Source organism: Pantoea dispersa (assembly GCF_019890955.1).
Taxonomy (GTDB): domain Bacteria; phylum Pseudomonadota; class Gammaproteobacteria; order Enterobacterales; family Enterobacteriaceae; genus Pantoea; species Pantoea dispersa.
This window is the reverse complement of sequence record NZ_CP082346.1, coordinates 2407607-2421218: the sequence shown is the minus strand read 5'-3', so window position 1 is coordinate 2421218 and position 13612 is coordinate 2407607. Positions and strand designations below refer to the sequence as shown.

Sequence of the window (13612 nt, the reverse complement as noted above, 5' to 3'; positions counted from 1 at the left end):
CAAGATGACGCAAATTGCTTTTGTTTTCCCGGGACAGGGATCGCAGACCGTCGGCATGCTGGCCGATCTGGCAGCGGAAAATCCACAGGTTGAAGCCACTTTCCGTGAAGCTTCTGACGCGCTGGGTTACGACTTATGGCAGCTGGTCCAGCAGGGTCCGGCTGAAGAGCTGAATAAAACCTGGCAGACCCAGCCGGCGCTGCTGGCAGCCTCGGTCGCGATTTATCGCGTCTGGCAGAGCAAAAATGGCGCACAGCCCGCGCTGATGGCCGGACACAGCCTCGGTGAATACTCTGCGCTGGTGTGTGCGGGCGTGCTGAATTTTGCTGACGCCATTAAGCTGGTTGAACTGCGCGGCAAACTGATGCAGGAAGCGGTGCCGGAAGGTACGGGCGCCATGCAGGCGATTATCGGTCTCGACGACGCGGCAATTCGCAAAGCTTGTGAAGAGAGCGCGCAGGGCCAGGTGGTTTCGCCGGTCAACTTCAACTCGCCGGGTCAGGTGGTTATCGCCGGCAATAAAGAAGCGGTTGAACGTGCCGGTGCCGCCTGTAAGGCGGCCGGTGCCAAACGCGCGCTGCCGCTGCCGGTCAGCGTGCCGTCACACTGCGCGCTGATGAAACCTGCGGCGGATAAGCTGGCGGTGGCGCTGGAAAGCGTGACCTTTAATGCGCCGTCGGTACCGGTGGTCAATAACGTTGACGTTAAGTGCGAAAGCGACGCCGCGGCGATTCGCAGCGCACTGGTGCGTCAGCTGTACAGCCCGGTGCGCTGGACTGAGGCGGTTGAGTTTATTGCTGCACAGGGCGTGACTGAACTGCTGGAAATCGGTCCGGGTAAAGTGCTGACCGGCCTGACCAAACGAATTGTGGACAGCCTGACGGCTGCAGCGGTGAACGATCCGTCGTCACTGGCTGCGGCGCTTGGCCAGGAATAAGAGGAAAATCATGAGCTTTGAAGGTAAAGTAGCGCTGGTGACCGGCGCCAGCCGCGGTATCGGACGTGCCATCGCGGAAACGCTGGCGGCACGCGGTGCAAAAGTGGTGGGTACTGCCACCAGCGAAAGCGGCGCGGAAGCCATCAGTGCTTACCTCGGCGACAAGGGCAAAGGTCTGCTGCTGAACGTGACCGATGCGGCCTCTATTGAGAGCGTGCTCGAGAAAGTTCGCGCCGAATTTGGCGAAGTTGACATTTTGGTCAATAATGCAGGCATTACGCGTGACAATCTGCTGATGCGCATGAAAGACGATGAGTGGGCGGATATCCTCGATACCAACCTGACATCGGTGTTCCGCCTGTCGAAGGCGGTCATGCGTGCCATGATGAAAAAGCGCGTGGGCCGTATCATTACCATCGGTTCGGTAGTTGGAACCATGGGTAACGCGGGTCAGGCAAACTATGCGGCAGCAAAAGCAGGTTTGATTGGCTTTAGCAAATCACTGGCGCGAGAAGTTGCGTCACGTGGCATTACCGTAAACGTCGTGGCTCCGGGCTTTATTGAGACGGACATGACGCGTGCACTGAACGAAGATCAGCGCTCGGGCATTCTGGCAGAAGTGCCGGCAGGTCGTTTAGGCGACCCGCAGGAGATTGCCAATGCTGTTGCATTCTTAGCCTCTGACGAAGCCGCCTACATCACGGGTGAGACGCTGCACGTCAATGGCGGCATGTACATGGTCTGATAATCACGAAATCATTTGCATTATCTGCGGTAAACACCGCAGAATAACGCAAAATCGTGGTTCGACCAGCCGGGATTTTGTTGCATCTTTTTCAACATTTTATACACTACGAAAACCATCGCGAAAGCGAGTTTTGATAGGAAATTAAATAGTATGAGCGATATCGAACAACGCGTTAAGAAAATCGTAGCTGAGCAGCTGGGCGTTAAAGAAGACGAAGTGGTTAACGGCGCTTCTTTCGTTGAAGACCTGGGTGCAGATTCTCTTGACACCGTTGAGCTGGTAATGGCTCTGGAAGAAGAGTTTGATACTGAAATTCCAGACGAAGAAGCTGAGAAAATCACTACCGTTCAGGCAGCGATCGACTATATCAATAACCATAAAGGTTAATGAATATCTTCAGGCGGTCATTCGACCGCCTGAGTTTTATGTTTGCCCCACATAGCGTCATTATTTCCCTCCCTGGAGGACGAACGTGTCTAAGCGTCGTGTAGTTGTGACCGGTCTTGGCATGTTGTCTCCTGTCGGCAATACCGTAGAGTCTACCTGGCGTGCTCTCCTTGCCGGTCAGAGCGGCATTAACCTGATCGACCATTTTGATACCAGTGCCTACGCAACGCGTTTTGCGGGTCTGGTCAAAGATTTTAATTGCGATGAATACATCTCGCGCAAAGATCAACGCAAGATGGATGACTTCATCCAGTACGGCGTTGTGGCCGGTATTCAGGCTATGGCGGACTCCGGTCTGGTCGTAACTGATGAGAATGCCGGACGTATCGGTGCGGCTATCGGTTCCGGGATCGGCGGTCTGGGTTTGATCGAAGATAACCATACCTCGCTGGTCAATGGCGGTCCGCGCAAAATCAGTCCATTCTTCGTGCCTTCAACCATCGTTAACATGGTCGCTGGCCACCTGACCATCATGTACGGCCTGAAAGGTCCGAGCATCTCGATTGCGACCGCCTGTACTTCCGGCGTGCACAATATTGGTCATGCGGCGCGCATCATCGCGTATAACGACGCGGATGTGATGCTGGCCGGCGGTGCTGAGAAAGCCAGTACGCCACTGGGCGTAGGCGGTTTCGGCGCGGCGCGTGCGCTCTCTACCCGTAACGATAATCCGCAGGCGGCGAGCCGTCCGTGGGATAAAGATCGTGACGGTTTCGTGCTGGGCGACGGTGCCGGTATCGTGGTGCTGGAAGAGTACGAACACGCGAAAAAACGCGGTGCGAAGATTTATGCGGAAATCGTTGGTTTCGGCATGAGCAGCGACGCTTACCACATGACATCACCACCGGAAGACGGTTCAGGTGCAGCCGCAGCGATGGTTAACGCGCTGCGTGACGCGCAACTGGATCCGGCGCAGATTGGCTATGTTAACGCGCACGGCACCTCAACGCCGGCCGGTGACAAAGCAGAAGCGCAGGCGGTGAAGTCAGTGTTTGGTGCGTCAGCGCATAGTGTGATGGTAAGCTCGACCAAGTCGATGACCGGTCACCTGCTGGGTGCGGCGGGCGCGGTAGAAGCGATTTATTCGATTCTGGCGCTGCGCGACCAGGCGGTTCCGCCCACCATCAACCTCGACAATCCTGACGAAGGTTGCGATTTGGATTTTGTGCCGCATATGGCGCGCCAGGTCAGCGGACTGGAGTACACGCTGTGTAACTCCTTTGGATTCGGCGGCACCAACGGCTCGCTGATCTTCCGCAAGGTATAAGCGCTATCCAGCCGAACAGAGGCCCGCAATGCGGGCCTTTTTTATATTTTGTCACGCAGTGGCGTGGAATGTTACGCGCCACAGTGCTATTCAACGCTGACGCCAGCGGCAGAGGAGAAGCGCATGTGGATTAACGGAGTGGCACAGGACACCCTTTCTGCCCGCGACCGCGCGGTGCAGTTCGGCGACGGCTGTTTCACCACCGCGGCAGTCAGAGAGGGCCGTATCCAGCTGCTGGAGGCGCATCTGCAGCGTCTGCAGGACGGCTGCCAGCGTTTGCTGATGGCCGCGCCGGACCGCGCCTTACTGGCGGAAGAGATGCGCCGCGCGGCGGCGGGCCAGCGCGAAGCAGTGCTCAAAGTGATCCTGACGCCGGGGGCGGGCGGACGCGGCTACAGTCGCGCCGGCTGCACACAACCCACGCGTATCATCGCGCTCGCCCCCTGGCCACAGCACTACGCCACGCTGCAGCAGCAGGGCGCGCGGCTGGTGACCAGCCCGGTGCGGCTGGCGCAGAACCCGCTGCTGGCCGGCATCAAACACCTCAACCGGCTGGAGCAGGTGCTGATTCGCCAGCAGCTGGACGCGTGCGACGCTGACGAAGCGCTGGTGCTTGACACCGCCGGGACGGTAGTGGAATGCTGTGCGGCCAATTTATTCTGGCGCAGCGGTGAGGCCATTTTCACGCCGCGCCTCGCGCAGGCCGGCGTTGATGGCATCATGCGTCGTTATCTGCTGGCGCAGTTGGCCCAGGCCGGTCACGACTGCCAGCAGGTGGAGGCCAGCCGATCAGTGGTATTGAGCGCCGATGAAGTGGTGATCTGTAACGCGCTGATGCCAGTATTACCCGTGCGGCAAATTGACGACGTCACCTTTTCCGCACGCACGCTGTACCAGCAACTGCTCGCCAGTTGCCAGACGATGGAAGCATCATGACCCGAATGAAAAAAATAGTTGCCGGCGCCGTAGTCATCGCTGGCCTGGCTGCCGCATTTAGCTACTGGCAGATTAAACGCTTTGCCGCGATGCCATTAACCATTCACCAGGAAACCCTGTATACCCTGCCGGCCGGCAGCGGTCGCGTGGTGCTGGAAGCGCAGCTGGAGAGCCAGCACATCATTCCGCAAAGCATCTGGTTTGGCCCGTTGCTGAAGCTGGAGCCCGATCTGGCTAACTTCAAAGCCGGGACGTATCGCCTTGAGACCGGCATGACGGTGCGCCAGCTACTGCAACTGCTGGCCAGCGGCAAAGAGGCGCAATTTCCGCTGCGCTTTGTCGAGGGTTCGCGGCTGAAAGAGTGGCTGGCTGAGCTGCGTAAAGCGCCATACCTTAAACACACGCTGCCGGATGATGAATTTGCCAGTGTTGCGGCCGCGCTTAAGCTTGATGTCAGCCAGCTGGAAGGCGGTTTCTATCCGGATACCTATCTGTATACTGCCAACACCAGCGATGTGGCACTGCTGGAGCGGGCGCACGCGCGCATGAACAAGCTGGTGGATGAGATCTGGCAGGGGCGGATGGCCAGTCTGCCGTATAAAACGCCGCAGCAGATGGTCACCATGGCGTCGATTATCGAAAAAGAGACCGGCGTCAGCGAAGAGCGCGCGCGCGTTGCCTCGGTATTCATCAATCGCCTGCGCACCGGTATGAAACTGCAGACCGATCCCACGGTGATCTACGGCATGGGCGACAGCTATACCGGTACGCTGACGCGCAAGGATCTTGAGACCCCGACCGCGTACAATACCTATACCATCAGCGGCCTGCCGCCGGGACCGATTGCCATGCCGGGGCGCGCCTCGCTGGAGGCGGCGGCCCATCCGGAGAAGACCAATTACCTCTATTTCGTCGCGGATGGCAAAGGCGGTCACACCTTTACCACCAATCTGGCCAGTCATAATAAAGCCGTGCAGGTTTACCGGCTTGCGATGAAGGAAAAAAATGAAAAGTAAGTTTATCGTCATCGAAGGGCTGGAAGGCGCGGGCAAAACCACCGCGCGTGAGGCGGTGGTTGCGGTCCTGCATGAGCAGGGCATTGAAGACGTGGTCTTTACCCGTGAGCCAGGCGGCACGCCTTTGGCCGAACAGCTGCGCGTGCTGGTAAAACAGGGCATTGATGGCGAACAGGTGAGTGATAAAGCCGAGCTGCTGATGCTGTATGCGGCGCGGGTGCAGCTGGTAGAAAACGTCATCAAACCGGCGCTGGCACGCGGTGCCTGGGTGGTGGGCGACCGTCACGATCTTTCGTCGCAGGCGTATCAGGGCGGTGGTCGCGGGCTCGACGCCCAGCTGATGACCACGCTGCGCGATGCGGTGCTGGGCGATTTTCGTCCCGACCTGACGCTCTATCTCGACGTCACGCCGGAGATTGGCCTGCAACGTGCCCGGGCGCGCGGCGAACTGGATCGCATTGAGCAAGAGTCGCTGAACTTTTTTACCCGCACGCGCGAACGCTATCAGGCGCTGGCCGCTGCCGATCCAACCATTAAAACCATCGATGCGATGCAGCCTATTGAGAATGTGACAGCGTCACTTAAAGACGTGCTGCGTCAGTGGCTGGCAGGTCAGGCGGCATGAACTGGTATCCGTGGCTGAACCAGCCGTACCGACAGATCATTGCCCGCCATCAGAGTGGACAGGCACATCATGCGCTGCTGATTCAGGCCATCGACGGCATGGGCGACGATGCGCTGGTGTGGGGCGTCAGCCGCTGGCTGATGTGTCAGCAGCCACAGGGACTGAAAAGCTGCGGCCAGTGTCACGGCTGCCAGCTGATGCAGGCGCACACCCATCCGGACTGGTATCGGCTGGAAGCGGAAAAGGGAAAAGCCTCGCTCGGCATTGATGCGGTTCGCGACGTCAGTGAGAAGCTGTACCATTTTGCCCAGCAGGGTGGCGCGAAAATTGTCTGGCTGCCGGATGCGACGCAACTGACCGAAGCCGCCGCCAACGCGCTCCTGAAAACGCTGGAAGAGCCGCCCGCTAACTGCTGGTTTTTCCTCAGCGTGCGCGAGCCGTCGCGACTGCTGGCCACGCTGCGCAGCCGCTGTATGACGTGGCATCTGTCGCCGCCGGAAGAGACGCACAGCCTGCAATGGCTGCAGAAACAGCAGCCGCATCCGGAAGCGATTCTGCGCGCGGCGCTGCGTCTGAGCAACGGTGCACCTGCTGCGGCGCTGGCCTTGTTACAGCCGGACCGCTGGCAGGCACGGCAAACGCTGTGCGACAGCCTGAACAGCGCACTGAGCGGCGATATTCTGCAGCTGTTGCCGGCGCTCAACAGCGACGATGTGGCGGTTCGCCTCGGCTGGCTGCTTTCGCTGCTGGTGGATGCGATGAAAGTGCAGCAGGGCGCCAGCAACTGGCTGAGTAATGGCGATCGCCCGGACGTGGTGACGCAGCTGGCGCAGCAGTTCAGCAGCAGCGCGCTGAATGCCAGCGTGCAGCAGTGGCTGCAGTGTCGCGAGCAGTTGCTGCACGTGGCGGCGCTTAATCGTGAACTGATTCTGACCGACCGTCTGCTTGCCTGGGGACGTTTGCTGTCTCCCGCGACGGTCGGATAAGGGTAAAAGAGAGATCTATGTTTATTGTTGATTCGCACTGCCATCTTGATGGCCTTGATTATGAAACCCAGCACCGCGATCTGGATGACGTGATTGCCAAAGCGGCGGCGCGGGATGTGAAATTCATGCTGGCGATTGCCACCACGCTGCCGGATTACTACAAAATCAAACAGCTGGTCGGCGATCGTGACAACATCGCGCTGGCCTGCGGCGTGCATCCGCTCAATCAGGAAACGCCGTATGACGTGGAAGAGTTTCGCCGTCTGGCGGCGGAAGAGCAGGTGATTGCGCTGGGCGAAACCGGGCTGGATTATTTTTACCAGCAGGAGACCAAAGCCCAGCAGCAGGCCTCGTTCCGTGAGCATATCCGCACCGGCATTGCGCTGGACAAGCCGATTATTGTGCACACCCGCGATGCGCGCGAAGACACGCTGGCCATTCTGCGTGAAGAACAGGTAGAGCGGTGCGGCGGCGTGCTGCACTGTTTCACGGAAGACAAAGAGACGGCGGCGCAGCTGCTGGATCTCGGGTTCTACATCTCCTTCTCCGGCATTGTGACCTTCCGCAACGCCGAACAAATCCGCGAAGCAGCGCGCTATGTACCGCTGGATCGCATTCTGGTTGAAACCGATTCACCCTATCTGGCGCCGGTACCGCATCGCGGCAAAGAAAACCAGCCGGCCTTCACCCGCGACGTAGCTGAGTATATGGCCGTGGTGAAGGGCGTCGATCTTGCTAGCCTGGCGGCCGCCACCACGGAAAACTTCTCCCGCCTGTTTAAGGTGCCGATGAGCCGACTCGGCGGCTAACGCGCTTTATTTCAAACTCTGTAATTAATCTGAAATCACTCATCTGCGCTGCGTGTTTCGCGGCGCAGGCAGTGATTTATTGCTGTTTATAGCAGCAAGTCAGTAAGAAATGACTGAAATTTCAGCGCTGTGTTTGGTGAAACGTGATAGCCGTCAAAGTAACGTGTCGTCATTTATTTTACCCTTCGTAATAAATCAAAAGACGCTCAGCGTCACCCCGGCTAAGGATCCTCCCCCTTTGCCATGCGCACTGCGCTAAAAATGCACTCATACTCAGGAGCTTCTATGTTCAAGAACGCATTTGCGAACCTGCAAAAGGTAGGTAAATCGCTGATGTTGCCGGTATCGGTTCTGCCGATTGCCGGTATTTTGTTAGGTGTTGGTTCTGCTAACTTCAGCTGGCTGCCGGAAGTGGTTTCCCACGTGATGGCCGAAGCGGGTGGATCAGTGTTTGCTAACATGCCGCTGATCTTTGCGATTGGTGTGGCACTGGGCTTTACCAATAACGACGGCGTGTCGGCGCTGGCCGCCGTGGTCGCCTACGGCATTATGGTGAAAACCCTGGCTGTGGTCGCGCCGCTGGTGCTGCATCTGCCGGCAGCCGAGATCGAAGCCAAACACCTCGCCGATACCGGGGTGCTGGGCGGCATTATTGCCGGTTCGATTGCAGCCTACATGTTCAACCGCTTCTACCGTATCAAGCTGCCGGAATACCTCGGCTTCTTCGCCGGTAAGCGCTTTGTGCCGATCATTTCCGGTCTGACCGCGATTTTCACCGGTGTGGTGCTGTCCTTCATCTGGCCACCTATTGGTACCGCAATTCAGGACTTCTCCCAGTGGGCGGCCTATCAGAACCCGGTGGTGGCGTTCGGTATTTACGGTGTGGTTGAGCGTGCGCTGGTGCCGTTTGGTCTGCATCACATCTGGAACGTTCCTTTCCAGATGCAGATTGGTGAATTCACCAACGCGGCTGGTCAGGTCTTCCACGGTGACATTCCGCGCTACATGGCGGGTGACCCGACTGCCGGTAAACTGTCTGGCGGCTTCCTGTTCAAGATGTACGGTCTGCCGGCTGCGGCTATCGCCATCTGGCATTCTGCTAAACCTGAAAACCGCGCCAAAGTGGGCGGTATCATGATCTCCGCTGCGCTGACCTCGTTCCTGACCGGTATCACCGAGCCGATCGAGTTCTCGTTCATGTTCGTGGCACCGATCCTGTACGTGATCCACGCCATCCTGGCGGGCCTGGCGTTCCCAATCTGTATTCTGCTGGGCATGCGTGATGGCACCAGCTTCTCACACGGTCTGATCGACTTCATCGTGCTGAGCGGCAACAGCAGCAAAATCTGGCTGTTCCCGATTGTCGGTATCATCTACGGTCTGGTGTACTACACCGTGTTCCGCGTGCTGATCGCAAAACTGAATCTGAAAACCCCGGGTCGTGAAGATACGGCGATGGAGCAGAGCAGCGCGACCGGCAGTGAAATGGCGGGCAAGCTGGTCACGGCGTTCGGTGGTAAAGAGAACATCACTAACCTTGATGCCTGTATTACCCGTCTGCGCGTCAGCGTGGCGGACGTAGCGAAGGTGGATCAGGCTGAACTGAAAAACCTCGGCGCGCGTGGTGTGGTGGTGGCGGGTTCTGGTGTGCAGGCGATTTTCGGCACCAAGTCCGATAACCTGAAAACCGAGATGGATGATTATATCCGCAGTATGTAAGTGACATGACGGCAGGCCGGGCCGGTGCGGTGAAGCGGCGTCAGATCGTAAAGACGCCAACACCATCCCTGGGGCTCGGCCCGCGACATCCCTGTCGCGGGACGCTTTACTCCTCTGCCGCCGCTTCACCGCACTGCAACTTCGGTGCGACAAAACCCCTCATCCGAGGGGTTTTTTATTTTACCGCCGCCAGACAACGCCCGCCGCGCCAGCGTGAAAAAGTGATGCAAAGGCAGCCATTTAATGAAGAAAAGTGGTCCTGAGGTTGAAAGAAACGGAATTCCTCACGCATACTGCCTGACTGAACTCAGGCTTAAGGAACTGCACCATGGCTGAAGAAACCATTTTCAGTAAAATCATTCGTCGCGAAATTCCCGCCGACGTGGTTTATCAGGACGAACTGGTCACCGCCTTCCGCGATATCGCGCCCAAAGCGCCTACCCATATACTGATTGTCCCCAATGTACTGATTCCGACCGCCAACGATGTGCAGGCGGCGCATGAGCAGGCGCTGGGCCGCATGGTTACCGCCGCCGCAAAAATTGCCCGTGATGAAGGCATCGCCGGGGATGGCTATCGCCTGATCATCAACTGCAACCGTCACGGTGGGCAGGAGGTTTACCACATTCATATGCACCTGGTCGGCGGACAGCCGCTGGGCCCGATGCTGGCCATCTAACCTCAGGCGGACCTTGTGATGCGTCAATGGCTGAGCGGCTTGCTGTTGCTGACCCTGGTGGGCTGCAGCAGCGATAAGCCGATGATCAACACCTCCCAGTCGCTGGTGATGGAGTCTGCCGTACTGTCGGCGGGCATCATCACCGATGAGCCTGCGCTGACCAGCCGCGACGGCCAGCAGCGCGCCGCCAGCGTGCTGCAAAATCTGCGTGAAACGCCGGTCACCGTGCACTATCGTTTCTACTGGTACGATGACAAAGGGCTGGAGATTGAGCCGCAGGAACCGGCGCAGACTCAAACCGTACCGGCGCACGGCAGCGTAGAAGTGGCCTCGCAAATGGGTAACCCGACCGCCAGCAAGGTGCGTCTCTATCTTTATCTTTGAGGAGTAACCTGTGATTCGCAGTGTACAACGTTCCGGCGCGCTACTGTTTGCGCTGATGCTCACCGGTTGTGTGGTGAAACAACAAACCCCGGCGCCGGTTGAACCGACGCAGCCGACCACGCCAACCCAGCCAGAACAACCGCCCGCGCAGCCAGTGCCGCCGCCGCAAACTGTGCCGCAGCCGCCGAAGCTGAAAACCATCAACTGGAACGCCAGCGTCCAGCCGTTAGTCGCCAATATGGTGCAGTCGGCGGGCGTCAATCCGGGCAGCGTGCTGCTGGTGGATCGCATCAAAAACAGCACCAACGGCTCGCTGCAAACGGAAAAAGCCACGGCAGCGATTGAGAACGCGCTGGCGAATAACGGCAAGTTCAGCCTGGTCTCAAACGATCAGCTTAATCAGGCGAAGCAAACGCTTGGCCTGTCGCCAGAGGATAGCCTCAACTCGCGCAGCAAAGCGATTGGCCTGGCGCGCATCGTCAACGCGCAGTATGTGCTGTACAGCAACGCGCAGGGCGATGTGAAAGCTCCTACGCTGCAAATGCAGCTGATGCTGGTGCAGACCGGCGAAATCATCTGGTCGGGCAACGGCGTTGCACAACCCTGATCCCCGGCTGCAGCATCTGGTTCAGCAACAATGGCCGACGGCGCAAGCTGCCGGTCATTTTTTCGCGCTGCCAGGACTGAGCGGTAACAGCGTGCAGGTACGCAGCGAGCAGGGCGATCTGCTGGCGCGCCGTACACCGTCGCAGCCCATCCCGTTTGTCGATCGTCAGCGCGAATACCGCATCCTGCGTCAGCTGCGTACTACGGCGCTGGCGCCGCAGCCGCTGGCGTGGCAGGCACCGTGGCTGCTGCAGCGCTGGCTGCCGGGCGAGGTGCTGTCGCCGGATCAGTTCAGCGCGCAGCGCGCAGCGGTGCTGACGCTGCTGCTGCGACTGCATCACCAGCCGCTGACCGGTTATCGCTTACGGCTGGCACCGTTGCTGCAGCGCTACTGGCAGATGTGTCAGCAGCGACACTGGCGCTGGCAGCGGCGCTTAAACCAGTTGCTGCAGCGCGGCGAACCGTCGCCGCTGCGGCTGGCACCGCTGCACATGGACGTCCACCCTGGCAATCTGATTGCCACGCCGGATGGCCTGCGTTTAATTGACTGGGAATATGCTGCGGATGGCGATGTGGCGCTGGAGCTGGCTGCTGTCGGCGCAGTGGATAGCACCCAACACGATCACTGGATAACCGACTATGCCGCCGAGGCGCGGCTGTCGGCAACGGCGCTGCGGCGTCAAAGCCGGCGCTGGCAGCCGTGGCTGCAGCTGCTGATGGCCAGCTGGTATCAGCTGCGCGCCGAGCAGAGCCACGACCAAACATTGCAACGGCTGGCGCAGGCCAGCTGGCAGGATCTTTAATTCAGGAACCGAAACATGACGATGACAACGCCCGGACCGCTGATGCTGGACGTCGAAGGCTACGAGCTGGACGCCGAAGAGCGCGAAATTCTGCAACATCCGCTGACAGGCGGACTGATCCTGTTCGCCCGCAACTTCCATGATGTTGCGCAGCTGGCGGAGCTGGTACGCCAGATTCGCGCGGCGTCGCGCAACCGGCTGCTGGTGGCGGTCGATCAGGAAGGCGGGCGCGTGCAGCGCTTCCGCGACGGTTTTACTCAGCTGCCGGCGATGCAATCGTTCGCCGCGATGCACGACATGGCGCGTGCTAGCGAGCTGGCGCAGCAGGCCGGCTGGCAAATGGCGGCGGAGATGATCGCCATGGACATCGATATCAGCTTTGCGCCGGTGCTGGATATCGGCCACATCAGCGCGGCCATCGGCGATCGCGCTTTCCACGCCGATCCGGCGATTGCGCTGCAGATGGCGCGCCAGTTTATCCACGGCATGCACGAAGCCGGCATGAAAACCACCGGTAAGCACTTCCCGGGCCACGGCGCGGTCAGCGCGGATTCGCACAAAGAGACACCGCGCGACACGCGCGATGCGGCCACGCTGCGCCAGCACGACATGGCAATCTTCCAGCAGCTGATTGATGAGCAGCTGCTGGATGCGGTGATGCCCGCGCATGTTATCTATACTGAAGTGGACCCGCTGCCGGCCAGTGGTTCGCCTTACTGGCTGCAAACGGTGCTGCGGCAGGAGCTGGGCTTCAACGGGGTGATCTTCTCAGACGATCTGTCGATGGAGGGCGCGGCGGTGATGGGCAGCTACGCGGAACGGGCTCAGCAGTCGCTGAATGCCGGCTGCGATATGATCCTGGTGTGCAATCAGCGTGCTGGCGCGGTGAGCGTGCTGGATAATTTGACGCCGATCCAGGCGACGCGCGTCACGCAGTTATACCATCAGGGACGTTTTGACCGTCAGAGTTTGCAGGCCAGCGAGCGCTGGCGGCAAAATCACCGTCAGCTCAGTGACCTGCAGGATCGCTGGCTGGCGCACAAAGCGTCGGGCAGATAATCGCCGCTGCCCGGATCTCACTCCACGCTGAGGATAATCATGATCATCTATCTGCACGGTTTTGATTCCAACAGTCCGGGCAACCATGAAAAGGTGCTGCAGCTGCAGTTTATTGACCCGGACGTCAGACTTATTAGCTACAGCACCCGCCATCCGAAACACGACATGCAGTTTCTGCTGAAAGAGTGCGACAAACTGCTCCAGCAGGGCAGCGATGCGCATCCGTTGATTTGTGGCGTCGGCCTGGGCGGCTACTGGGCAGAACGCATCGGCTTCCTTTGCGGCATGCGCCAGGCGATATTCAACCCCAACCTGTTTCCTGATGAAAACATGGAAGGCAAGATCGACCGGCCGGAAGAGTATCTTGATATCGCCACCAAATGCGTCAGCAACTTCCGTGAAAAGAACCGCGACCGCTGCCTGACCATTTTGTCACGTCACGATGAAGCGCTGGATAATCAGCGCAGCGCGGCCGCATTGCACCCGTACTACGAAATCGTGTGGGACGAGGAGGCCAGCCACAAATTCAAAAATATTGCCCCGCATCTGCAACGCATCAAAGCGTTCAAAACCCTTGCCTGAGTGCTGCTG

The 13612-nt window shown here is 58.9% G+C and carries 16 protein-coding genes; all 16 read left to right on the top strand.

From position 1 onward, the window contains the following. Nucleotides 1–4: 4 nt before the first annotated feature. The 16 genes from fabD (at nucleotide 5) to ycfP (ending at nucleotide 13603) form a co-directional block, all read left to right on the top strand. The gene (gene fabD, locus K7H94_RS11270; RefSeq protein ID WP_058759472.1) at nucleotides 5–937 is read left to right on the top strand and encodes an ACP S-malonyltransferase; all 933 of its coding nucleotides are present in this window, start codon (nucleotides 5–7) and stop codon (nucleotides 935–937) included. A gap of 10 nt (nucleotides 938–947) precedes the next feature. Next, nucleotides 948–1682, top strand: coding sequence for a 3-oxoacyl-ACP reductase FabG (fabG, locus tag K7H94_RS11265; RefSeq protein WP_021506405.1), 735 nt, complete (start codon nucleotides 948–950; stop codon nucleotides 1680–1682). Nucleotides 1683–1835: 153 nt separating this feature from the next. Next, nucleotides 1836–2072, top strand: a complete 237-nt coding sequence (gene acpP, locus K7H94_RS11260; protein WP_010617251.1) for an acyl carrier protein — start codon at nucleotides 1836–1838, stop codon at nucleotides 2070–2072. Between the two features lie 85 nt (nucleotides 2073–2157). Continuing rightward, entirely contained in the window at nucleotides 2158–3399 is a 1242-nt protein-coding gene (gene fabF, locus K7H94_RS11255; protein WP_222951055.1) for a beta-ketoacyl-ACP synthase II, read from the top strand. Nucleotides 3400–3522: 123 nt separating this feature from the next. After that, nucleotides 3523–4335, top strand: coding sequence for an aminodeoxychorismate lyase (gene pabC, locus K7H94_RS11250; RefSeq protein ID WP_222951054.1), 813 nt, complete (start codon nucleotides 3523–3525; stop codon nucleotides 4333–4335). Continuing rightward, nucleotides 4332–5351 (top strand): endolytic transglycosylase MltG, encoded by a 1020-nt coding sequence (gene mltG, locus K7H94_RS11245; RefSeq protein ID WP_222951053.1) that lies wholly within the window; start codon nucleotides 4332–4334, stop codon nucleotides 5349–5351. The genes pabC and mltG overlap by 4 nt, the downstream gene beginning before the upstream one ends. Beyond that, entirely contained in the window at nucleotides 5341–5976 is a 636-nt protein-coding gene (gene tmk, locus K7H94_RS11240; RefSeq protein ID WP_141495562.1) for a dTMP kinase, read from the top strand. The genes mltG and tmk overlap by 11 nt, the downstream gene beginning before the upstream one ends. Then, complete coding sequence (gene holB / locus K7H94_RS11235; RefSeq protein ID WP_222951052.1) at nucleotides 5973–6962, top strand: DNA polymerase III subunit delta'; 990 nt, start codon at nucleotides 5973–5975, stop codon at nucleotides 6960–6962. The genes tmk and holB overlap by 4 nt, the downstream gene beginning before the upstream one ends. Nucleotides 6963–6979: 17 nt before the next feature. Next, the gene (locus tag K7H94_RS11230) at nucleotides 6980–7771 is read left to right on the top strand and encodes a metal-dependent hydrolase (protein ID WP_058759478.1); all 792 of its coding nucleotides are present in this window, start codon (nucleotides 6980–6982) and stop codon (nucleotides 7769–7771) included. 285 nt (nucleotides 7772–8056) lie between these two features. Beyond that, nucleotides 8057–9490, top strand: coding sequence for a PTS glucose transporter subunit IIBC (gene ptsG / locus K7H94_RS11225; RefSeq protein ID WP_021506398.1), 1434 nt, complete (start codon nucleotides 8057–8059; stop codon nucleotides 9488–9490). A gap of 328 nt (nucleotides 9491–9818) precedes the next feature. Further along, nucleotides 9819–10169: a purine nucleoside phosphoramidase gene (gene hinT / locus K7H94_RS11220; protein ID WP_058759480.1), complete on the top strand. Its 351-nt coding sequence runs from the start codon at nucleotides 9819–9821 to the stop codon at nucleotides 10167–10169. 18 nt (nucleotides 10170–10187) lie between these two features. Next, entirely contained in the window at nucleotides 10188–10553 is a 366-nt protein-coding gene (locus K7H94_RS11215) for a YcfL family putative periplasmic lipoprotein (protein WP_021506396.1), read from the top strand. A gap of 10 nt (nucleotides 10554–10563) precedes the next feature. Continuing rightward, entirely contained in the window at nucleotides 10564–11160 is a 597-nt protein-coding gene (gene lpoB / locus K7H94_RS11210) for a penicillin-binding protein activator LpoB (RefSeq protein ID WP_127833923.1), read from the top strand. Then, nucleotides 11147–11962, top strand: a complete 816-nt coding sequence (gene thiK, locus K7H94_RS11205; protein ID WP_222951051.1) for a thiamine kinase — start codon at nucleotides 11147–11149, stop codon at nucleotides 11960–11962. Before lpoB ends, thiK begins: the two co-directional genes overlap by 14 nt. 15 nt (nucleotides 11963–11977) lie before the next feature. Next, nucleotides 11978–13021 carry a beta-N-acetylhexosaminidase gene (gene nagZ, locus K7H94_RS11200; RefSeq protein WP_222951050.1) on the top strand — a complete coding sequence of 348 codons (1044 nt, stop codon included), beginning with the start codon at nucleotides 11978–11980 and terminating at the stop codon, nucleotides 13019–13021. Between the two features lie 39 nt (nucleotides 13022–13060). Beyond that, nucleotides 13061–13603, top strand: coding sequence for an alpha/beta hydrolase YcfP (gene ycfP / locus K7H94_RS11195; protein WP_021506392.1), 543 nt, complete (start codon nucleotides 13061–13063; stop codon nucleotides 13601–13603). The last annotated feature ends 9 nt before the right edge of the window (nucleotides 13604–13612 follow it).